The sequence below is a fragment of the Streptomyces sp. NPDC033178 genome (assembly GCF_055577685.1).
The window spans coordinates 675,130-696,426 of sequence record NZ_JBVIPT010000002.1; the positions used below are offsets into that span (position 1 = coordinate 675,130).

At 69.5% G+C, this 21,297-nt stretch carries 19 protein-coding genes; all 19 read left to right on the forward strand.

The genetic code is table 11. The annotated features are described in order from the left end of the window. Positions 1-480 precede the first annotated feature (480 nt). The 19 genes from nrtL to ACZ5VQ_RS07020 all read left to right on the forward strand — a co-directional run bounded on the left by nrtL (position 481) and on the right by ACZ5VQ_RS07020 (position 21,189). Entirely contained in the window at positions 481-1,530 is a 1,050-nt protein-coding gene (gene nrtL / locus ACZ5VQ_RS06930) for an ArgS-related anticodon-binding protein NrtL (protein ID WP_469103987.1), read from the forward strand. Positions 1,531-1,565: 35 nt separating this feature from the next. Further along, a complete protein-coding gene (gene lysA / locus ACZ5VQ_RS06935) occupies positions 1,566-2,957 on the forward strand; it encodes a diaminopimelate decarboxylase (protein WP_469103988.1) in 1,392 nt (463 codons plus the stop codon). A gap of 160 nt (positions 2,958-3,117) precedes the next feature. Further along, complete coding sequence (locus ACZ5VQ_RS06940) at positions 3,118-4,416, forward strand: homoserine dehydrogenase (RefSeq protein ID WP_388479948.1); 1,299 nt, start codon at positions 3,118-3,120, stop codon at positions 4,414-4,416. Positions 4,417-4,422: 6 nt separating this feature from the next. After that, complete coding sequence (thrC, locus tag ACZ5VQ_RS06945; protein ID WP_469103989.1) at positions 4,423-5,481, forward strand: threonine synthase; 1,059 nt, start codon at positions 4,423-4,425, stop codon at positions 5,479-5,481. A 309-nt stretch (positions 5,482-5,790) separates the two neighbouring features. Then, on the forward strand, positions 5,791-6,708 hold the full coding sequence (gene thrB / locus ACZ5VQ_RS06950) for a homoserine kinase (protein WP_189837651.1): 918 nt from the start codon (positions 5,791-5,793) through the stop codon (positions 6,706-6,708). Positions 6,709-7,093: 385 nt separating this feature from the next. Further along, positions 7,094-9,190, forward strand: coding sequence for a transcription termination factor Rho (gene rho, locus ACZ5VQ_RS06955; protein WP_469103990.1), 2,097 nt, complete (start codon positions 7,094-7,096; stop codon positions 9,188-9,190). Between the two features lie 366 nt (positions 9,191-9,556). Beyond that, positions 9,557-10,690: an LCP family protein gene (locus ACZ5VQ_RS06960; RefSeq protein WP_469103991.1), complete on the forward strand. Its 1,134-nt coding sequence runs from the start codon at positions 9,557-9,559 to the stop codon at positions 10,688-10,690. Positions 10,691-10,891: 201 nt separating this feature from the next. Further along, positions 10,892-11,119 (forward strand): 50S ribosomal protein L31, encoded by a 228-nt coding sequence (gene rpmE, locus ACZ5VQ_RS06965; protein WP_055614408.1) that lies wholly within the window; start codon positions 10,892-10,894, stop codon positions 11,117-11,119. Between the two features lie 138 nt (positions 11,120-11,257). Continuing rightward, a complete protein-coding gene (gene prfA, locus ACZ5VQ_RS06970; protein ID WP_143636225.1) occupies positions 11,258-12,334 on the forward strand; it encodes a peptide chain release factor 1 in 1,077 nt (358 codons plus the stop codon). Positions 12,335-12,446: 112 nt separating this feature from the next. Further along, positions 12,447-13,286, forward strand: a complete 840-nt coding sequence (prmC, locus tag ACZ5VQ_RS06975) for a peptide chain release factor N(5)-glutamine methyltransferase (protein WP_398894581.1) — start codon at positions 12,447-12,449, stop codon at positions 13,284-13,286. 84 nt (positions 13,287-13,370) lie between these two features. Further along, the gene (locus ACZ5VQ_RS06980; RefSeq protein WP_469103992.1) at positions 13,371-14,018 is read left to right on the forward strand and encodes an L-threonylcarbamoyladenylate synthase; all 648 of its coding nucleotides are present in this window, start codon (positions 13,371-13,373) and stop codon (positions 14,016-14,018) included. After that, positions 14,015-14,695, forward strand: coding sequence for an arsenate reductase/protein-tyrosine-phosphatase family protein (locus ACZ5VQ_RS06985; protein ID WP_386667805.1), 681 nt, complete (start codon positions 14,015-14,017; stop codon positions 14,693-14,695). Before ACZ5VQ_RS06980 ends, ACZ5VQ_RS06985 begins: the two co-directional genes overlap by 4 nt. Before the next feature lie 177 nt (positions 14,696-14,872). Next, positions 14,873-16,126: a serine hydroxymethyltransferase gene (locus ACZ5VQ_RS06990; protein ID WP_469103993.1), complete on the forward strand. Its 1,254-nt coding sequence runs from the start codon at positions 14,873-14,875 to the stop codon at positions 16,124-16,126. Positions 16,127-16,252: 126 nt separating this feature from the next. Then, positions 16,253-17,701 carry an MraY family glycosyltransferase gene (locus ACZ5VQ_RS06995; RefSeq protein WP_469103994.1) on the forward strand — a complete coding sequence of 483 codons (1,449 nt, stop codon included), beginning with the start codon at positions 16,253-16,255 and terminating at the stop codon, positions 17,699-17,701. Positions 17,702-17,987: 286 nt separating this feature from the next. Continuing rightward, positions 17,988-18,425, forward strand: coding sequence for a hypothetical protein (locus tag ACZ5VQ_RS07000; protein ID WP_200395843.1), 438 nt, complete (start codon positions 17,988-17,990; stop codon positions 18,423-18,425). Between the two features lie 273 nt (positions 18,426-18,698). Further along, the gene (gene atpB / locus ACZ5VQ_RS07005; RefSeq protein ID WP_189838456.1) at positions 18,699-19,469 is read left to right on the forward strand and encodes a F0F1 ATP synthase subunit A; all 771 of its coding nucleotides are present in this window, start codon (positions 18,699-18,701) and stop codon (positions 19,467-19,469) included. A 75-nt stretch (positions 19,470-19,544) separates the two neighbouring features. Further along, positions 19,545-19,775, forward strand: coding sequence for an ATP synthase F0 subunit C (gene atpE, locus ACZ5VQ_RS07010; protein WP_105970730.1), 231 nt, complete (start codon positions 19,545-19,547; stop codon positions 19,773-19,775). A 44-nt stretch (positions 19,776-19,819) separates the two neighbouring features. Further along, on the forward strand, positions 19,820-20,377 hold the full coding sequence (locus ACZ5VQ_RS07015; RefSeq protein WP_189837658.1) for a F0F1 ATP synthase subunit B: 558 nt from the start codon (positions 19,820-19,822) through the stop codon (positions 20,375-20,377). After that, a complete protein-coding gene (locus tag ACZ5VQ_RS07020) occupies positions 20,374-21,189 on the forward strand; it encodes a F0F1 ATP synthase subunit delta (RefSeq protein ID WP_469103995.1) in 816 nt (271 codons plus the stop codon). Before ACZ5VQ_RS07015 ends, ACZ5VQ_RS07020 begins: the two co-directional genes overlap by 4 nt. The last annotated feature ends 108 nt before the right edge of the window (positions 21,190-21,297 follow it).

Sequence of the window (21,297 nt, forward strand, 5' to 3'; positions counted from 1 at the left end):
CAGCCGTCAGCCGTCAGCCGTCAGCCGTCAGCCGTCAGCCGTCAGCCGTCAGCCGTCAGCCGTCAGCCGTCAGCCGTCAGCCGTCAGCCGTCAGCCGACAACCGAGGTCGTCAGCCCTCAGCCCTCAGCCGTCAGCCGACGGCCACAGGGGGCGTGGCGACGTGGCCGCCCGCAGCTGATGGCGCGTCCCCGCCGGGTTCCCTGCCATGCGATCCCACTTCACTCACGTCACTCACTTCACCCACTTCATCGCGCCAGACCGAGGACGGACATGTCGCCGCCGCCCCGACTCCACTCCCCCGCCCCGACCCCACTCCGGCGACTCGACGACCCGGCGCGGCAACCCCCACCGGCCCGCACCAGCCCACCGGCCACCGGCCCGCCCCGCCCCCGTGCCCGTCCCAACCCCACCGTCCACATCCCGGACCCTCCCCCAAACCAGTTCGCCTACCCACCCCCCTCCTCCCCTACGCTTGTCCCGTGACCCCCGTCGAGCTCTCCCGTACCGTCCTGCGTGCAGTGCGCTGCGCGGTGGACGCGGGTGAGCTTGTCGCGCCGGTGCCGGAGCGGGCCCAGGTTGCGCCCCCGGGTCCCGGCGGCCGTGGGGACTACGCCACGAACGTCGCCCTGCAACTGGCCCGCCCCGCCGGACGCCCGCCGCAGGAGGTCGCCGAGATCCTGCGGTCGCACCTCGCGGGCGCGGAAGGCGTGGCCGGTGTCGACATCACCGGGCCCGGCTTCCTCAACATCACCCTCGACGGCGGCGGGGGGCAGGCCCTCGTCGCCGAGGTTCTGCGGCGCGGTGCGCGGTACGGGTTCGTCGACGAGCCCACCGGGGACCTCGTACAGCTTCACCATCCCCGTGAAGTGCGGGCCGCCGTCACCGCTCAGGCCGTCGCCCGGATCCTTCGCTCCCAGGGCGCCCTCGTCCGTACGTCCTGTGAGGGCGAGCCCGCCCCGGCCTGGGCAGCCGTTCTCGGTGTCAGCGTCGACGCCCACGGCAGGCCCGGTGCGCCGGCGCCTCTCAAGGTCAACGTCCGGCCCGTACCGGCCGTCCAGGACCCCACCCCCCTCGGCCGCGACGCCGCCCGCTGGGCGCTGCTGCACCCCGCGTCGCACGACGGCCCCCGCATCACCGCGGACCACCTCGTCCAGCGCGAGACCAACCCCCTCTTCAGGGTCCGGTACGCCCACGCCCGTAGCCGGGCCCTCAGCCGCAACGCCGCCGCCCTCGGCTTCAGCAGCGCCCCCGGCGACGTACAGGACAACGCGACGCCACTCGTCGACGCCCTCGCCGCCCACCCCCACGCCCTCGCCACCGCGGCCCGCAACCGTGCTCCCGACCGTCTCGCCCGGCACCTCGTCACCACCGCCGACGCGATGCTCGGCATCCAGCACACCGTGCTTCCGCTGGGTGACGAGAAACCCTCGGCCGCCCACCGCGCCCGGCTCGCGCTTGCCGAAGCCGCCGGGACGGTGCTGGCCGGCGGCTTGTCCCTGCTCGGCATCGACGCCCCAGAACATCTCTAGATGTCTCCAGAATCTCTGAGAAAGCCCATACAGCCATGAGCCGTTCCGCACACCCCGCCGGGCCCCGTCACGCCGATGTCTGGCCCGAGGGCCACTACTCCGCCCCGCCCGCCGACCTGAACGCCCTCGACCCGAAGGTCTGGGCCCAGACCGTCACGCGTACGGACACCGGTGAGGTCGGCGTCGGGGGGATCGGCGTCGCCGCGCTCGCCGAGGAGTTCGGCACGCCCGCCTACTTCGTCGACGAGACCGACTTCCGGGCGCGGGCGCGTGCCTGGCGTACCGCCTTCGGGCACGACGCCGACGTCTTCTACGCGGGGAAGGCGTTCCTCTCCCGCGCCATCGTGCGCTGGCTGCACGAGGAGGGGCTCAACCTCGACGTCTGCTCCGGCGGCGAGCTGACCACCGCCCTCTCTGCCGGGATGCCCGCCGACCGGATCGCCTTCCACGGCAACAACAAGTCGACGGACGAGATCACTCAGGCCATAGAGGCCGGTGTCGGGCGGATCGTTCTCGACTCCTTCCAGGAGATTGTGCGCGTTGCCCACATCGCGCAGTCGCTCGGCACGCGGCAGCGTGTGCAGATCCGCGTCACCGTCGGCGTCGAGGCCCACACCCACGAGTTCATCGCCACCGCGCACGAGGACCAGAAGTTCGGCATCGCGCTCGCGGACGGGCAGGCCGCCGAGGCCGTACGGCGCGCGCTGACCCTCGACGGGCTCGAACTGATCGGCATCCACTCCCACATCGGGTCGCAGATCTTCGACATGGCGGGGTTCGAGGTGGCCGCCCGTCGTGTCGTGGCACTCCTCGCCGCCGTCCGTGACGAGCACGGCGTCGAGCTTCCCGAGATCGACCTCGGTGGCGGCCTCGGCATCGCCTACACCAGCGACGACGACCCGCGTGAGCCGCACGAGATCGCCAAGGCGCTCGGCGAGATCGTCACGCGCGAGTGCGAGGCCGCGAAGTTGAGGACGCCTCGCATCTCGGTCGAGCCCGGGCGCGCCATCGTCGGGCCCACCGCCTTCACCCTCTACGAGGTCGGCACCATCAAGCCCCTCGAAGGACTGCGTACGTACGTGTCCGTCGACGGCGGCATGTCCGACAACATCCGCACCGCGCTGTACGACGCCGAGTACAGCGTCGCGCTCGTCTCCCGTGCGAGCGACGCCGAACCCATGCTCGTACGCGTCGTCGGCAAGCACTGCGAGAGCGGCGACATCGTCGTGAAGGACGCCTTCCTGCCCTCCGACCTCGCGCCCGGCGACCTCATCGCGGTGCCGGCCACCGGTGCGTACTGCCGCTCGATGGCGAGCAACTACAACCACGCCCTGCGCCCGCCGGTCGTCGCGGTCCGCGACGGCGAGGCGCGCGTGATCGTCCGCCGTGAGACGGAGGAGGACCTCCTGCGTCTCGACGTCGGCTGACAGGAATGACGGCACAATGCTGAGCGGGGCGGAAGATCTCCTGTCTGTCGCCCTCGCGCAAATGAAATAGACATCTCACGATCCGGACGAGGGATAGAAACCCCCGTCCGGTGAGTGAGACTGGTCCCACCGTGACGGTATGAGGAAACGAGGTCGGATGATGCGTACGCGTCCGCTGAAGGTGGCGCTGCTGGGCTGTGGGGTTGTCGGCTCAGAGGTGGCGCGCATCATGACGACGCACGCCGACGATCTCGCCGCGCGCATCGGTGCCCCCGTCGAGCTGGCGGGTGTGGCCGTGCGCCGGCCCTCCAAGGTGCGCGAAGGTATCGACCCCGCCCTCGTCACCACCGACGCCACCGCGCTCGTCAAGGGCGGGGACATCGACGTCGTCGTCGAGGTCATCGGCGGTATCGAGCCCGCCCGTACGCTCATCACCACCGCCTTCGAGCACGGCGCGTCCGTCGTCTCCGCGAACAAGGCGCTCCTCGCCCAGGACGGTGCCGCGCTGCACGCCCTCGCCGAGGAGCAGGGCAGGGACCTCTACTACGAGGCCGCCGTCGCCGGTGCCATCCCGCTGATCCGCCCGCTGCGCGAGTCCCTCGCCGGCGACAAGGTCAACCGGGTACTGGGCATCGTCAACGGCACCACCAACTTCATCCTCGACAAGATGGACTCCACGGGGGCCGGCTACCAGGAGGCCCTCGACGAGGCCACCGCCCTGGGGTACGCCGAAGCCGACCCGACCGCCGACGTCGAGGGGTTCGACGCCGCCGCCAAGGCAGCCATCCTCGCCGGGATCGCCTTCCACACGCGCGTGCGTCTCGACGACGTCTACCGCGAGGGCATGACCGAGGTCACCGCCGCCGACTTCGCCTCGGCGACGCGGATGGGCTGCACCATCAAGCTGCTCGCCATCTGTGAGCGGGCCGCCGACGGGGGATCGGTCACCGCGCGCGTGCACCCCGCCATGATTCCGCTGAGCCACCCCCTCGCCTCCGTGCGCGGCGCGTACAACGCCGTGTTCGTCGAGTCGGACGCCGCCGGGCAGCTCATGTTCTACGGGCCGGGCGCCGGTGGCGCACCGACGGCCTCCGCCGTCCTCGGCGACCTCGTCGCCGTCTGCCGCAACAAGCTCAGCGGTGCGACCGGGCCCGGCGACTCGGCGTACACCCAGCTGCCCGTGAGTCCCATGGGCGAGGTCGTGACCCGCTATCACATCAGCCTCGATGTGGCGGACAAACCGGGTGTTCTCGCCCAGGTTGCGACCGTTTTCGCCGAGCACGGTGTCTCGATCGATACCGTTCGGCAGCAAGGCCGACAGGACGGAGGCGGCGAGGCCTCTCTCGTCGTCGTCACGCACCGCGCGTCCGACGCGTCCCTCAACGGGACCGTCGAGGCGTTGCGCAACCTCGACACCGTGCGGGGTGTCGCCAGCATCATGCGGGTTGAAGGAGAGTAACGAGCAATGACCCACCAGTGGCGCGGAATCATCGAGGAGTACCGGGACCGGCTGCCGGTATCCGACACCACGCCGGTCGTGACGCTGCGCGAGGGCGGTACGCCGCTCGTGCCGGCGCAGGTGCTCTCCGAGGGCACGGGCTGCGAGGTCCACCTCAAGGTCGAGGGTGCCAACCCCACCGGGTCCTTCAAGGACCGCGGCATGACCATGGCCATCACACGGGCCAAGGAGGAGGGCGCGAAGGCCGTCATCTGCGCCTCGACGGGCAACACGTCTGCCTCCGCCGCCGCGTATGCCGTACGGGCCGGAATGGTCTGTGCCGTTCTTGTCCCGCAGGGCAAGATCGCGCTCGGCAAGATGGGTCAGGCGCTCGTGCACGGCGCGAAGATCCTCCAGGTCGACGGCAACTTCGACGACTGCCTCACGCTGGCGCGCAGCCTCTCCGACAACTACCCGGTGGCGCTGGTCAATTCGGTGAACCCGGTGCGTATCGAGGGACAGAAGACCGCCGCCTTCGAGATCGTGGACATGCTGGGCGACGCCCCCGACATCCACGTCCTTCCGGTGGGCAACGCGGGCAACATCACCGCGTACTGGAAGGGGTACACCGAGTACGCCGCCGACGGGATCGCCGGGCAGACCCCGCGCATGTGGGGCTTCCAGGCGTCCGGTTCCGCGCCCATCGTGCGCGGCGAGGTCGTCAAGGACCCCTCGACGATCGCCACCGCGATCCGCATCGGCAACCCGGCCTCGTGGAAGTTCGCGCTGGCCGCGCGAGACGAGTCGGGCGGCTTCATCGACGAGGTGACGGACCGTGAGATCCTGCGCGCCTACCGCCTGTTGGCCGCTCAGGAGGGCGTCTTCGTCGAGCCCGCCTCCGCGGCCTCGGTCGCCGGTCTGCTCAAGGCCGCCGAGCAGGGCAAGGTCGACCCGGGCCAGCGCATCGTCTGCACGGTGACCGGAAACGGCCTCAAGGACCCCGACTGGGCCGTCGCGGGCGCACCGCAGCCGGTCACGGTCCCGGTCGACGCGGCAACGGCCGCCGAGCGCCTCGGCCTGGCGTAATCCGACACGAACGCCGGGGCGCCCCGCGGCGGTTCCGCCCCCGGACCCGCCGTGAAACCGTGGCGAATCCGGCGTACACCCAGTACCGCCCGACAGGGGGTGCACAAGGGGCTTACGACACGCATCGTGCGCCTCCTGTGCGCCCTATGTCGCCACAGAACCTTCCTTCGATAGGCTGTACCGAACCCGCCCGCCGCATATGCCGCGGTGCCGCGCCGTCCCTGCGGCCTCCGGGTCTTCCGCATTTTCCGTATGTCTCGCAGGATTTCGACAATCTCGCAGCTCAAGCTCAAGGAGAGTCATCGAGCGATGGCCGGTCCAGCGTTCCGCGCCGCCGCCGTCCGGGTGCGCGTCCCCGCCACCAGTGCCAACCTCGGCCCGGGCTTCGACGCCTTCGGTCTGTCACTGGGGCTGTACGACGACGTGGTCGTCCGGGTGGCCGACTCCGGACTGAACATCGACATCGCAGGCGAGGGCAGCGAGACGCTCCCACGCGACGAGAGCCACCTGCTCGTACGTTCCCTGCGCACCGCCTTCGATCTGCTCGGCGGACAGCCGCGCGGTCTTGAGATCGTCTGCGCCAACCGCATCCCGCACGGCCGGGGCCTCGGCTCCTCGTCGGCGGCCATCTGTGCCGGCATCGTGGCCGCACGCGCTGTGACCATAGGTGGCGACAGCAAGCTCGACGACGAGGCGCTCCTTGAGCTCGCGACGGAGATCGAGGGCCACCCCGACAACGTCGCGGCGTGTCTGCTCGGCGGTTTCACGCTGTCCTGGATGGAGGGCGGATCAGCGCGCGCCATCAGGATGGAACCCGCCGATTCCATCGTTCCGGTGGTTTTCGTACCGGCGAAGCCGGTCCTGACGGAGACCGCCCGAGGACTGCTCCCGCGCTCCGTTCCACACGTCGACGCCGCCGCCAACGCGGGCCGCGCCGCACTGCTTGTCGAGGCCCTGACCAGGCGCCCCGAGCTGCTGCTGCCCGCCACCGAGGACCGACTGCACCAGGAGTACCGCGCCCCGGCGATGCCGGAGAGCGCGGCGCTGGTGGAGCGGCTGCGGGCCGACGGGATTCCCGCGGTGATCTCCGGCGCCGGGCCCACCGTGCTCGCGCTCGCCGCCGACACCGCGGCCGACAAGGTCGCACGACTGGCGGGAGAGGGCTGGGCGGCCAACCGGCTGGGCCTCGACGCCACGGGGGCGAGCGTGCTGCCGCTTGCTCCGTGACACACGGTCGCCGGATTTCGAGAGGGGGAATGTTTGTTGGATCCGGTAGTGTTAACCTCAAGTCTGCACCCGACCCCACCATGGCGAGGTGCTTCACGTCCCCGTCCGGGACAACCATTCTTCCGGGAGCCCCCCAAATCGCTTTGTGCCATGCATTGGGTGCTACGCGCTGAGCGGTGCTGAGCACGCTCCGGAACCGGCGTGACCGAGCCGATGGACACGGAACCTCAGTGCCCCGGCCCCGGGAATCGCCATCCCAGAAATTCCCTCCGCCTTTTGGCGGACCACCGCCCCGGCACGGTCCACACAGCAAGGACCACTGTCGGACAGCACAACCGGTCGCCGAGCCAGACAGGCCGACGTCCGCTCCAGGGAAGGACCCTTCGTGAGCGACACCACCGATCTGATGGGCGCACGTGTCGAGGAGACCGCTGCCGCGCCCGCCACGGACGCCTCCGCGCCTGCCACCGGTGCCGGCTCCCGTCGGCGCCGCGGTACCGGCCTTGAGGGCATGGTGCTGGCCGAGCTGCAGCAGGTCGCATCCGGCCTCGGCATCAGGGGCACCGCGCGGATGCGCAAGAGCCAGCTGATCGAGGTCATCAAGGAGGCGCAGGCGGGCGGGGGAGCCCCGGCCAAGGCCGCGTCCTCCGCCGCCGCGGACGCCACTGAGACCAAGCCGAAGCGCCGGGCCACCTCGAAGGCCCGTACGGGCGACGACGCCGCTCCCGCCGACAAGAAGGCGGAGGCCAAGGCCGAGAAGGCCGTGGCACAGCAGCAGATCGAGATCCCCGGCCAGCCCGACGGGGGCCCCTCCCGCGCGAGCGAAGCCGAGCGTGGGGGAGACGACGCCCCGGCCGAGCGCCGCCGGCGCCGCGCGACCTCCGAGGCCGGCAGCCCCGAGACGGTCACCGCCGAGGCGAAGAGCGAGCCGAAGGCCGAGACGCCCGCCCAGTCCCAGGGCGAGGCCAAGGGCGACGCCGGTGACGGTGGCGAGGGCCGTCAGGGCCGCCGCGACCGCCGTGACCGTGGCGAGCGCGGCGACCGTGACCGCGGAGGCCGCGGCGACCGCGACCGCCGTGGCAAGGGCGACGAGCAGCAGGGCGGCCAGGGTGGTCAGGGCGGTCAGGGCGGTGGCAACCAGCAGCGCCAGGACCGTCAGGGCGGCCAGCAGCAGGGCGGCGGTCGTCAGGACCGCCAGGACCGCCAGCGTGACAACGGGCCCCAGGACGACGACGACTTCGAGGGTGGCCGCCGCGGCCGCCGCGGTCGTTACCGGGACCGCCGTGGCCGGCGCGGCCGCGACGAGTTCGGCCCCAACGAGCCGCAGGTCGCCGACGACGACGTCCTGATTCCCGTCGCGGGCATCCTGGACATCCTCGACAACTACGCGTTCATTCGTACGTCGGGCTACCTGCCCGGCCCGAACGACGTGTACGTCTCCCTCGCCCAGGTCCGCAAGAACGGTCTGCGCAAGGGTGACCACGTCACCGGCGCGGTCCGTCAGCCCAAGGACGGCGAGCGCCGCGAGAAGTTCAACGCGCTGGTCCGCCTCGACTCCGCGAACGGCATGGCTGCCGAATCCGGCCGCGGCCGCCCGGAGTTCAACAAGCTGACGCCTCTTTACCCGCAGGACCGGCTCCGTCTGGAGACCGACCCGGGCGTGCTGACCACCCGCATCATCGACCTCGTCGCGCCGATCGGTAAGGGCCAGCGCGGTCTGATCGTGGCCCCGCCGAAGACCGGCAAGACCATGATCATGCAGGCGATCGCCAACGCGATCACGCACAACAACCCCGAGTGCCACCTGATGGTCGTCCTGGTCGACGAGCGTCCGGAAGAGGTCACCGACATGCAGCGGTCGGTGAAGGGCGAGGTCATCTCCTCGACCTTCGACCGTCCGGCCGAGGACCACACCACGGTCGCCGAGCTCGCCATCGAGCGCGCCAAGCGCCTGGTAGAGCTGGGTCACGACGTCGTCGTGCTGCTCGACTCGATCACGCGTCTGGGCCGTGCGTACAACCTGGCAGCCCCGGCCTCCGGCCGCATCCTGTCCGGTGGTGTCGACTCGACCGCGCTGTACCCGCCGAAGCGCTTCTTCGGTGCCGCGCGCAACATCGAGGACGGCGGCTCGCTGACGATCCTGGCCACCGCGCTGGTCGACACCGGCTCGCGCATGGACGAGGTCATCTTCGAGGAGTTCAAGGGCACCGGCAACGCGGAGCTCAAGCTCGACCGCAAGCTCGCCGACAAGCGCGTCTTCCCGGCGGTGGACGTGGACGCGTCCGGTACCCGTAAGGAAGAGCTCCTGCTCGGCAGCGACGAGCTCGCCATCACCTGGAAGCTGCGTCGCGTGCTGCACGCGCTCGACCAGCAGCAGGCGATCGAGCTGCTGCTCGACAAGATGAAGCAGACGAAGTCGAACGCCGAGTTCCTGCTGCAGATCCAGAAGACGACGCCGATGCCGGGCAACGGCAACGACTGACGGATCCACAGCCGGCCGGGCCGGTTACGCGAAGGGCCACCTCCGTACGCAACGGGGTGGCCCTTCGCGTTGCCGGAGCCCCGGTGAAATGGGTGGTGGAGAGACCTTCGCCACAGATGTGAAGAGCGCCACGTGCTCGCGGAAGCACGCCGTCCGCCATCGAAAGCCCAGGTGAGCGCTCGACAGTCCGCCTCGCCCCTCACACAGTGTGTCCGTTGATCCACAGTGCGGTCACAGCGCGTCGTGCAACCCTTTTTTCGGTTTCAACGTCTGACCTGACGGGTCCTGACAGAGACGTCGCGGGCAGATGACCAGGCCTGACCCTGACTGCAGGGGGTAACCGAACGTACGAGGACTGAGGAGCACATGTCTGCCGAGAGCATGCCGGAACCCGGTACACCGGAGGATTCCGGTTCCAGCGCCCCGCGCAACCGCGCCAAGGGCCGCCGCCGCAAGCCGCGGAGCACGCGCCACAAGGCGCTGGTCATCACGGCCTGGGCCGCCGCGGGCGTCGTCGTGCTGGGCGGTACCGGCCTCGGGTTCATGTACTTCAAGCTCAACGACAACATCAAGAGCGTCGACATCAACCAGGCACTCGGCACCGACCGGCCCCTGGACGTTGACAATGGCTCGCAGGACATCCTCGTACTCGGCTCCGACACCCGCTCCGGCGGCAACAAGAAGCTCGGCGGCGGCGTCGACGACGGCAGTGCCCGCTCGGACACCGCGATGATCGTGCACGTCTACGAGGGCCACAAGAAGGCCAGCGTGGTCTCCATACCCCGCGACACCCTCGTGGACCGGCCCGAGTGCACCGACAGCAAGGGCGTCGAGCACGACGCCGGGTCCCAGGTGATGTTCAACTCCGCGTACTCGACCGGCGGCGCCGCCTGCGCCGTGAAGACCGTCGAGTCGATGACCGGCATCCGCATGGACCACTACGTCGAGGTCGACTTCAGCGGCTTCCAGAAGCTCATCGACGAACTCGGCGGCGTCAAGGTCACCACGACCAAGAGCATCCGGGACGAGGAGAGCCACCTCAATCTGAAGGCCGGCACGCACCAGCTCACCGGCAAGCAGGCACTCGGTCTGGTCCGCACCCGGCACGGCGTCGGCGACGGCTCCGACCTCGGCCGGATCCAGCTCCAGCAGGCGTTCATCAAGGCCCTGGTCGAGCAGGTCAAGGACATCGGCGTACTGACCAGCCCGAAGAAGCTGTTCGACCTCGCGGACACCGCGACGAAGACCGTCACCACCGACACCGACCTCGACTCGGTCAAGGACCTGGCCTCGTTCGCCAACGGCCTCAAGGGCATCAGCCCGTCCAACATGAACATGGTGACGATGCCGGTCCAGTACGACCCTGCCGACGGCAACCGCGTCCTCGTTCTCAAGGCCAAGTCCCAGCTGGTCTGGGACGCCCTGAAGAACGACCGCCCGATCCCGAAGTCGGCGACCAAGGGTGCGGCTACGGGTGCGGCGAAGGGTGTCGTGAGCTAGGCGCTCCGCCGGGGGCGGTTCGTTGTCTGCGGGCCCGGTGGGAACTGCGCGACAAGCCCCGGACGACCCGCAGGGAATACCTGACGCGAACCCCCGGTTTTGGGGGATGGCCCCAGTCCTGGCAGACTGGTACGTCGGCCCCGGTTCACGCTCCGCATCCCGCGGCAGCGACCCGGCGCCCTCCCGAAACTAGGAGACACCTTGAAGCGCGACATCCACCCCGAGTACGTCGAGACGCAGGTCAGCTGCACCTGTGGCGCGTCGTTCACCACCCGCAGCACGATCTCCAGCGGCACCGTCCGCGCCGAGGTCTGCTCCGAGTGCCACCCGTTCTACACGGGCAAGCAGAAGATCCTCGACACCGGTGGCCGCGTGGCCCGCTTCGAGGCCCGCTTCGGCAAGGCCAAGGCTGCCGCTGACAACAAGTAGCGAGCCCACAGCGCCGGTCTTCGGTGCCTCCGTCCAGGGGGCGCTGGGACCGGCGCTTTGCGGTGCAGCCCCTATTCGTCGTAGTACCTACGTCCCCGCGCCCGTAATGGAGCGGGGGACAGCCCATTGGAGCCGGAGATGTTCGAGGCGGTCGAGGAACTGATCGGCGAGCACGCCGATCTGGAGAAGAAGCTCGCTGACCCGTCGGTCCACGCCGACCAGGCCAACGCGCGCAAGCTCAACAAGCGCTACGCCGAGCTCACCCCGATCGTCGCGACGTACCGCTCCTGGAAGCAGACCGGGGACGACATCGAGACGGCGAAGGAGTTCGTCGCCGACGACCCGGACTTCGCGGCCGAGGTCAAGGAGCTGGAGAAGCAGCGCGAGGAACTGACGGAGAAGCTGCGGCTGCTCCTCGTTCCGCGCGACCCCAGCGACGACAAGGACGTCATCCTGGAGATCAAGGCGGGAGCGGGCGGCGACGAGTCGGCCCTGTTCGCCGGTGACCTGCTGCGCATGTATCTCCGGTACGCCGAGCGCGTCGGCTGGAAGACCGAGATCATCGACTCCACCGAGTCCGAGCTGGGCGGCTACAAGGACGTCCAGGTCGCCGTGAAGACCAAGGGCGGCCAGGGTGCCACCGAGCCCGGCCAGGGCGTCTGGGCCCGGATGAAGTACGAGGGCGGGGTGCACCGTGTGCAGCGGGTGCCCTCGACCGAGTCGCAGGGCCGGATCCACACCTCCGCAGCCGGTGTCCTCGTCACGCCCGAGGCCGAGGAGGTCGACGTCGAGATCCTCGCGAACGACCTGCGGATCGACGTCTACCGCTCCTCCGGGCCCGGCGGCCAGTCCGTCAACACGACCGACTCCGCCGTGCGCATCACGCACATTCCCACCGGAGTCGTCGCTTCCTGCCAGAACGAGAAGAGCCAGCTGCAGAACAAGGAGCAGGCGATGCGTATCCTGCGCTCCAGGCTGCTCGCCGCGGCGCAGGAGGAAGCGGAGAGCAAGGCCGCGGACGCCCGCCGCAGCCAGGTCCGTACCGTCGACCGCTCCGAGAAGATCCGTACGTACAACTTCCCGGAGAACCGCATCTCGGACCACCGCGTCGGCTTCAAGGCGTACAACTTGGACCAGGTGCTCGACGGCGATCTCGACGCGGTGATCCAGGCGTGCGTCGACGCCGACTCGGCCGCCAAGCTCGCCGCGGCGTAAGGCACGTACAAGTACACAGCGCAGTACACATCCGCTCGACGGACAACAGCACAGCTCCCGGAGGACCAGCGTGCAGCAACATCTTGGGGGGCGACCCCCAAACCCCCGCGGCGTGCTGCTCGCGGAAGTGGCCCAGGCCACCCAGCGGCTGGCCGACGCCGGCGTGCCCTCGCCGCGCAACGACGCCGAGGAACTCGCCGCGTTCGTGCACGGCGTGAAGCGGGGCGAGCTGCACACCGTCAAGGACGCGGACTTCGACGCCCGGTACTGGGAGGTGATCGCGCGCCGCGAGGCCCGCGAGCCGCTCCAGCACATCACCGGGCGGGCCTACTTCCGCTATCTGGAACTCCAGGTCGGGCCGGGCGTGTTCGTGCCCCGGCCCGAGACGGAGTCCGTGGTCGGCTGGGCCATAGACGCCGTACGCGCGATGGACGTCGTCGAGCCGCTGATCGTCGACCTGTGCACCGGCTCGGGCGCGATCGCGCTCGCCCTCGCGCAGGAGGTGCCGCGCTCGCGCGTCCACGCCGTCGAACTGTCCGAGGACGCCCTGCGGTGGACCCGTAAGAACGTCGAGGGATCCAGGGTCGACCTGCGCCAGGGCAACGCCCTGGACGCGTTCCGCGACCTCGACGGCCAGGTCGACCTCGTCATCTCCAACCCGCCGTACATCCCGCTGACCGAATGGGAGTACGTCGCTCCGGAGGCCCGGGACCACGACCCCGAACTCGCCCTGTTCTCGGGGGAGGACGGCCTCGACCTCATCCGCGGTCTGGAGCGCACCGCGCACCGGCTGCTGCGGCCCGGCGGTGTCGTCGTCATCGAGCACGCCGACACCCAGGGCGGGCAGGTGCCGTGGATCTTCACCGAGGAGCGGGGCTGGGCCGATGCCGCGGACCACCCCGACCTCAACAACCGGCCGCGGTTCGCGACCGCCCGCAGGGCGACGCCATGACAGCGGCGACTTCTTGCGTGGACGACGTGGAAATCGTTAGATGCGCGGCCAACGGGGCCCGCGTGTTCGAGGAGGCTTGCTGATATGGCACGGCGATACGACACCAACGACGCGACCGACCGCTCGACGGGTCTGCGCGAGGCCGCGTCCGCCGTCCGCCGCGGCGAGCTCGTGGTGCTGCCGACCGACACCGTGTACGGGATCGGCGCCGACGCGTTCAGCTCGGAGGCCGTGACCGACCTGCTGGAGGCCAAGGGCCGCGGCCGGAACATGCCCACGCCCGTCCTCATCGGCTCCCCGAACACGCTGCACGGCCTGGTCACCGACTTCTCCGAGATGGCGTGGGAGCTCGTCGACGCGTTCTGGCCGGGCGCGCTCACGCTGGTCGCCAAGCACCAGCCGTCCCTCCAGTGGGACCTGGGGGACACCCGCGGGACCGTCGCCGTGCGTATGCCGCTGCACCCGGTCGCCATCGAGCTGCTGACCGAGGTCGGCCCGATGGCGGTCTCCTCCGCGAACCTGACCGGCCACCCGTCCCCCGAGGACTGTGACGCCGCGCAGGAGATGCTCGGCGACTCCGTCTCCGTGTACCTGGACGGCGGGCCGACCCCCGGCAACGTCCCGTCGTCGATCGTCGACGTCACGGGCAAGGTGCCGGTGCTCCTGCGGGCGGGGGCCCTGTCCGCGGAGGAGCTGCGAAAGGTCGTCCCCGACCTCGAGGTGGCGAATTGACAGCCCCTGACGCGGGGCGTGGCATAGGTACGGGGACGGGGTACACGGGGGCTTACGGCGACGGGGCCTCGGGGGACTCCTCTTTTCGCATCCTCCACGTCAGCACCGGCAATGTGTGCCGCTCGCCGATCACCGAGCGGCTGACCCGTCATGCCCTGGCGGACCGGCTCGGCGACCCCCTGTGGGGCGGTCTGATCGTGGAGAGCGCCGGTACCTGGGGCCACGAGGGCGCGCCCATGGAGGCCAACGCGGAGGCGGTCCTCGCGGACTTCGGCGCGGACGCCTCCGGCTTCGTCGGCCGTGAACTCCTGGACGAGCACGTCATCAGGGCCGACCTCGTCCTCACGGCCACCCGCGACCACCGCGCCCAGGTCATCTCCATGGGCCACTCGGCGGGCCTGCGCACCTTCACCCTGAAGGAGTTCACCCGCCTGGTCCGCGCCATAGACCCCGCCACCCTCCCTCCCCTGGAAGACGGCATGGTCGAACGCGCACGGGCCCTGGTCCGCGCCGCGGCAGCTCTACGCGGGTGGCTCCTGGCCCCGACAGCAGAGGCTGACGAGGTGTACGACCCGTACGGCGCCCCGCTGCCGTTCTTCCGCTCGGTGGGCGACGAGATCAACCAGGCACTGGATCCTGTGGTCACGGCGCTGACCGGTGTGCCCGCGCGCACCTGACCGCTCCGCAGGAAGTCCGGTACTTCGTCTGCGGGTGCGTCGTGGCTGGTCGCGCAGTTCCCCGCGCCCCTTTGGGGCGCGTACAGGTGTGCCCCGCTCGGGCGTAACACCGGGCGCAGCAGGGGTCACGGTTCTACATTGGACTTAGCGTTCCCCTGTCGAGGTCCGGAGTCAGCCATGCCGGTCGCACACACGCTTGAAGGCCCGCTGTCGGTCGACGTGCTCGGCCGGCAGGATCCGGAGCTGGCCGAGATCCTGCTCGGGGAGCTGACGCGGCAGTCGACGACGCTGCAGCTCATCGCCGCCGAGAACTTCACCTCGCCGGCCGTGCTGGCGGCGCTGGGCTCGCCGCTCGCGAACAAGTACGCCGAGGGATATCCCGGCGCCCGGCACCACGGCGGCTGCGAGATCGTCGACGTGGCCGAGCGCATCGCCGTGGAGCGCGCCAAGGCCCTGTTCGGCGCCGATCACGCCAACGTGCAGTCACACTCCGGGAGTTCGGCCGTGCTGGCCGCGTACGCCGCCCTGCTGCGTCCGGGAGACACCGTCCTCGCGATGGGTCTGCCGCACGGCGGCCACCTCACGCACGGGTCGCCGGCGAACTTCTCCGGCCGGTGGTTCGACTTCGTCGGGTACGGCGTGGACCCCGAGAGCGGGCTCATCGACCACGAGCAGGTGCGCACCCTGGCCCGTACGCACCGGCCGAAGGCCATCGTGTGCGGGTCGATCTCGTATCCCCGCCACATCGACTACGCCGCCTTCCGCGAGGTCGCGGACGAGGTCGGCGCCTATCTCATCGCGGACGCCGCCCATCCCATCGGGCTCGTCGCCGGGGGAGCGGCGCCCAGTCCGGTCCCGTACGCCGATGTGGTGTGCGCCACCACGCACAAGGTGCTGCGGGGCCCGCGCGGCGGCATGCTGCTGTGCGGGAGCGAACTGGCCGAGCGGGTGGACCGGGCTGTGTTCCCCTTCACACAGGGCGGCGCGCAGATGCACACCATCGCCGCCAAGGCCGTCGCGTTCGGCGAGGCGGCAACACCGGCGTTCACCGCGTACGCCCATCAGGTGGTGGCGAATGCGCGGGTGCTCGCGCAGGGCCTGGCCGCCGAGGGGCTCGCGGTCACCACAGGCGGCACCGACACCCACCTGCTCACCGTCGACCCGGCACTGCTCGGGGTGGACGGCCGCACCGCCCGCGGGCGTCTCGCCGCCGCCGGAATGGTCCTCGACACCTGTGCCCTGCCCCATCCCGACGTGCGAGGACTGCGTCTGGGCACGGCCGCCCTCACCACCCAGGGAATGGGCGAGGCCGAGACCGCACGTATCGCGGTGCTGTTCGCGACGGCCCTGCGGGACGAGTCCGCCGGGCGTGGGGTGCGTGAAGAAGTGCGGGATCTGACCGGAAGATTTCCGCCCTATCCCGCCCAGTGAGGGGTGGACGATCAATCGTGCACAGCCACTCGTGCAACCATCGGCTCTACCCGGAAGTCCCCAACCGTATGCGCACGAAGCTAGGGTGTGGGGCTGAGATGGCCAGCGAGATCTGTGGGGAAGCCTGTGCGTGAATACCTCCTGACGCTCTGCATCACGGCCGCGGTGACGTACCTGCTGACCGGGCCGGTGCGGAAGTTCGCGATCGTGGCCGGAGCGATGCCGGAGATCCGGGCACGTGACGTGCACCGGGAACCCACACCGCGCCTCGGCGGGATCGCGATGTTCTTCGGACTGTGTGCCGGCCTGCTGGTCGCCGACCACCTGACGAACCTCAGCGTGGTCTTCGAGAACTCCAACGAGCCGCGGGCCCTGCTCTCCGGCGCGGCCCTGATCTGGCTGATCGGCGTCCTGGACGACAAGTTCGAGATCGACGCCCTCATCAAGCTCGGCGGCCAGATGATCGCCGCGGGCGTCATGGTCATGCAGGGTCTGACGATCCTGTGGCTGCCGATCCCCGGTGTCGGCTCGGTCTCCCTGACCCAGTGGCAGGGCACGCTGCTGACCGTCGCGCTCGTCGTGATCACCATCAACGCCGTGAACTTCGCCGACGGCCTCGACGGCCTCGCGGCCGGCATGGTGTGCATCGCGTCCGCCGCGTTCTTCATGTACGGCTACCGCATCTGGTACGGCTACGGGCTGGAGTCCGCCGCCCCCGCCACCCTCTTCTCCGCGCTCCTCATGGGCATGTGCCTCGGCTTCCTGCCGCACAACATGCACCCTGCGCGGATCTTCATGGGCGACTCGGGCTCGATGCTCATCGGCCTGGTGCTGGCGGCCGGTGCCATCTCCATCACCGGGCAGGTCGACCCGGACGCGATGAACCTCTTCGCCGGGTCCGAGAAGGAGGCCGTGCACCAGACGGTGCCGGTCTACATCCCGCTTCTGCTGCCGCTGACGATCATCGCCGTCCCGGCGGCCGACCTGGTGCTCGCCATCGTGCGGCGCACCTGGCGCGGCCAGTCCCCGTTCGCCGCCGACCGCGGCCACCTGCACCACCGTCTCCTTGAGATCGGGCACTCGCACAGCCGGGCCGTGCTCATCATGTACTTCTGGTCGGCGCTGATCGCCTTCGGGGCCCTGGCCTACTCGGTGAACTCCGGGGCCATGTGGATCGTGCTCGGCATCATGGCGCTCAGCGCGGTGGGCCTGGTCCTGCTCCTGCTGCCGCGCTTCACGCCCCGCGCCCCGCGCTGGGCCGAGAACTTCCTGCCGCCGCGCTACCGCAGGCGCAGGGCCGCGAAGGTGTCGGCGGAGGCCGCGACCGCGGTCGCGTACGCCGAGGGTGACGGGACGCACGACGGCACGCACGACGGGACGCCCGTCGGAGCCGGCGGCGACGGCACCGGTGTCGGCGACGGCGCTGACGACGACGTCGAGGGCGACGACGAGCGTGAGGAACGCCGCACTCCGGTTGTCGCCGGCGTCTCAGGAGTCAACGGGGCGACGGCTGTTGGCCCCGTTCGCGCCTCCTGGACGGGCGCGAGGCCGGAACGTCGCGCTGACGCGAGGTAAGAATCGTGCAAGAACCACCGAGACGACGGCGCCCGTAAACTGCCCCAATACCAGACAAGTTGGTCGCCTGAGTGCACAGACGTGCAGTTTCACTCTCATGTGTGACGCCGAGCACACCAACCAGGTAAAGACCTCATCAAATAGTTTGTGATACGGTTCACGAGAACCCGGGACAGAGCCGAAGGACCGCAGTGCGACGGTCCATTGGCGGTGAGGTTCTCTCTCTGTCCGGGACTACGCTCGTCCATGACGACACCTGCCCCCTTGAGCAAGCGGAGTTGCCGCCATGCCGTCCAATGACGTCCGGATCCTTCTCCAGGCCGCTGTGCCCACAGCTGCCGTCGGCGCGATCGCCGCCGTCGTCAGTGGTGTGGTCGCCGGTGGCAAGGGAGCGATCGGGGCGGGCTTCGCGACGCTGGTCGTGATCCTCTTCATGGGCATCGGGCTGTACGTCCTGCAGCGCACCGCCAAATCGCTTCCGCACCTTTTCCAGGCGATGGGTCTGATGCTCTATACGGCACAGATTCTGCTGCTGTTCATCTTCGTCGCCGCCTTCAAGAACACGACGCTGTTCAACCCCAAGGCTTTCGCGATCACGCTGGTCGCCGCCACTCTCGCGTGGATCGGCGCCCAGGCGCGTGCCCATATGAAGGCCAAGATCCTCTATGTCGAACCCGACTCCTCGAAGGGCGACAAGCCCGAAAAGACGGGGCACTCGTCGTGAGGGGTAGGGCCGGGATAAGTGCGGGTGGGAGATCCTGCTATCGTCCGGTGCCAACTGCGGCATCGCGGGCGCGGGCATGTGAGCTGACGCCTGCCCCAGCGCGAGGCTCGATGCCCTCCAGCCGCCCCCACATCCGTAACACCAGTCCAGTGCCGAACCGCGGCTGCGCGCCGCGCCGACACAACGAGGTTGCCGTACCCATGCGTCACGCCGAAGGAGCCCGTGGTGAGTGCTGACCAGACCCAGCTCGCCTTTGAGTGGAACTGTCGGATCATGTCCGACAACGGCTGCGGCTTCCCGGCACCGGGCCTGCACTCGTTCCTGTTCAAGCCGATCGTCACGGTCGGTGGGTTCGAGTTCAACAAGGTGATGCTGCTCGCGCTCATCACCACGCTCCTGGTCGTCACCTTCTTCACGCTTGCCTTCGGCAAGGCGAAGGTGGTCCCGGGCAAGCTGCAGATGATCGGCGAGGCGGGCTACGACTTCGTACGCCGCGGAATCGTCTACGAGACCATCGGCAAGAAGGAGGGGGAGAAGTTCGTCCCCTTCATGGTCTCGCTGTTCTTCTTCATCTGGATCATGAACATCTGGTCCGTGATCCCGCTGGCACAGTTCCCGGTGTCCTCGGTCATCGCCTACCCGATGGTGCTGGCCGCCATCGTCTACGTGGTGTGGGTCTCGCTGACCTTCAAGAAGCACGGTTTCGTGGGCTTCTTCAAGAACGTCACCGGCTACGACAAGTCGCTCGGCCCGGTCCTGCCGCTGGTCATGGTCATCGAGTTCTTCTCGAACCTGCTGGTCCGCCCGTTCACGCACGCGGTGCGACTGTTCGCCAACATGTTCGCCGGTCACCTGATGCTGGTCATGTTCACGGTCGCCTCCTGGTACCTGCTCAACAGCTGGATGGTTCCGGCCGCCGGTGTGTCCTTCGTGATGGCCGTGGCCATGGTCGGCTTCGAGCTCTTCGTCCAGGCCGTTCAGGCGTACGTGTTCGTGCTGCTGGCCTGCACTTACGTTCAGGGCGCTCTCGCAGAGCACCACTGAGCCGCCCCTCCCCTCAGCCCCAGAACGTCCGGTGGCCAACCCCCGCCGGTCCATGAAAGAGAAGGAAGAATCAGCATGGCTGCCCTTGAGACCCTCGCCGCTGTCGAAGGCAACATCGGTTCCATCGGTTACGGCCTCGCCGCCATCGGCCCCGGCGTCGGCGTCGGCATCATCTTCGGCAACGGCACCCAGGCGCTGGCCCGCCAGCCCGAAGCGGCCGGCCTGATCCGTGCCAACCAGATCCTCGGTTTCGCGTTCTGTGAGGCGCTCGCCCTCATCGGCATCGTCATGCCGTTCGTCTACTAGACCAACGCATCGACGATCGAAACCTTTCAAGGAAAGGCACTGATGTGATCGCCAACCTGGTACAGCTGGCGGCCGAGGAGAAGCAGAACCCGCTTGTCCCGCCGGGCCCCGAGCTGCTCGTCGGCACCATCGCCTTCGCCATCGTGTTCTTCTTCTTCTGGAAGAAGCTCCTCCCGAACATCAACAAGGTTCTGGAAGAGCGCCGCGCGGCGATCGAAGGCGGTATCGAAGAGGCCGACGCCATGAAGGTCGAGGCCCAGAGCGTGCTGGAGCAGTACAAGGCTCAGCTCGCCGAGGCCCGGCACGAGGCCGCGCGTCTGCGCCAGGAGGCGCAGGAGCAGGGCGCCACGCTCATCGCCGAGATGCGTGCGGAAGGCCAGCGGCAGCGCGAGGAAATCATCGCCGCCGGTCACTCGCAGATCGCGGCCGACCGCAAGGCCGCGTCGTCGGCGCTGCGCCAGGACGTGGGCCAGCTGGCCACCGAACTGGCCGGCAAGCTCGTCGGCGAGTCCCTTGAGGACCACGCCCGGCAGAGCCGCACGATCGACCGGTTCCTCGACGGTCTCGACGAGTCCGCTTCGAAGGCCGAGGCGTCGCGATGAACGGAGCGAGCCGCGAGGCCCTGGCCGCCGCACGAGAGCGTCTCGACGCGCTGACGGACAACACGTCCGTGGACGCGACGCTGCTCGCCGACGAGCTGGCCGCCGTCACCGCGCTGCTCGACCGCGAGGTGTCACTGCGTCGGGTCCTCACCGACCCGGCGCAGGCCGGAGAGGCGAAGGCCGAACTGGCCGGGCGTCTGCTCGGCGGCCAGGTCGGCGGCACGACCGCCGATCTGGTGGCCGGTCTGGTGCGCTCCCGCTGGTCGCGGTCGCGTGACCTGGTCGACTCCATCGAGGAGCTGGCCGACACCGCCGACCTCACGGCGGCACAGCAGGCGGGCACGCTCGACGAGGTCGAGGACGAGCTGTTCCGGTTCGGCCGGATCGTCTCTTCGAACACCGGGCTGCGTGCCGCACTGACCGACCGCGGCGCCTCGACCGCGGCCAAGAGCGAGCTGCTGCGCAGCCTGCTCGGCGGCCGGGCGAAGGCGACGACCGAGCGTCTGGTCACGCGCCTTGTGACCGCGCCCCGGGGACGTAGCCTGGAGTCGGGACTCGAGTCCCTGTCCAAGCTCGCCGCCGAGCGTCGTAGCCGCATGGTCGCCGTCGTCACCTCGGCGGTTCCGCTGAGCGACCCGCAGAAGCAGCGCCTGGGTGCCGCCCTCGCGAAGCTCTACGGCCGCCAGATGCACCTCAACCTCGACGTGGACCCCGAGGTCCTCGGCGGGATCCGGGTGCAGGTCGGCGACGAGGTCATCAACGGTTCCATCGCGGACCGGCTGGAGGACGTCGGCCGCCGCATGGCGAGCTAGCGACAGCAACTCAATACACGTACATAAACAGTTACACGCAGTAATACGGCCCTGGTTGGGCCGTGCAGAGGATTCCTGGGGGCTGACCCCAGACCCCCCAAGAAAACT

Bases quoted from the DNA above. Each gene is read 5' to 3' on its own strand.
- lysA (WP_469103988.1), top strand. From the start codon at position 1,566: ATGAGCCGTTCCGCACACCCCGCCGGGCCCCGTCACGCCGATGTCTGG.
- ACZ5VQ_RS06940 (WP_388479948.1), top strand. From the start codon at position 3,118: ATGCGTACGCGTCCGCTGAAGGTGGCGCTGCTGGGCTGTGGGGTTGTC.
- thrC (WP_469103989.1), top strand. From the start codon at position 4,423: ATGACCCACCAGTGGCGCGGAATCATCGAGGAGTACCGGGACCGGCTG.
- thrB (WP_189837651.1), top strand. From the start codon at position 5,791: ATGGCCGGTCCAGCGTTCCGCGCCGCCGCCGTCCGGGTGCGCGTCCCC.
- ACZ5VQ_RS06960 (WP_469103991.1), top strand. From the start codon at position 9,557: ATGTCTGCCGAGAGCATGCCGGAACCCGGTACACCGGAGGATTCCGGT.
- prfA (WP_143636225.1), top strand. From the start codon at position 11,258: ATGTTCGAGGCGGTCGAGGAACTGATCGGCGAGCACGCCGATCTGGAG.
- ACZ5VQ_RS06980 (WP_469103992.1), top strand. From the start codon at position 13,371: ATGGCACGGCGATACGACACCAACGACGCGACCGACCGCTCGACGGGT.
- ACZ5VQ_RS06990 (WP_469103993.1), top strand. From the start codon at position 14,873: ATGCCGGTCGCACACACGCTTGAAGGCCCGCTGTCGGTCGACGTGCTC.
- ACZ5VQ_RS07000 (WP_200395843.1), top strand. From the start codon at position 17,988: ATGCCGTCCAATGACGTCCGGATCCTTCTCCAGGCCGCTGTGCCCACA.
- atpB (WP_189838456.1), top strand. From the start codon at position 18,699: ATGTCCGACAACGGCTGCGGCTTCCCGGCACCGGGCCTGCACTCGTTC.
- atpE (WP_105970730.1), top strand. From the start codon at position 19,545: ATGGCTGCCCTTGAGACCCTCGCCGCTGTCGAAGGCAACATCGGTTCC.
- ACZ5VQ_RS07020 (WP_469103995.1), top strand. From the start codon at position 20,374: ATGAACGGAGCGAGCCGCGAGGCCCTGGCCGCCGCACGAGAGCGTCTC.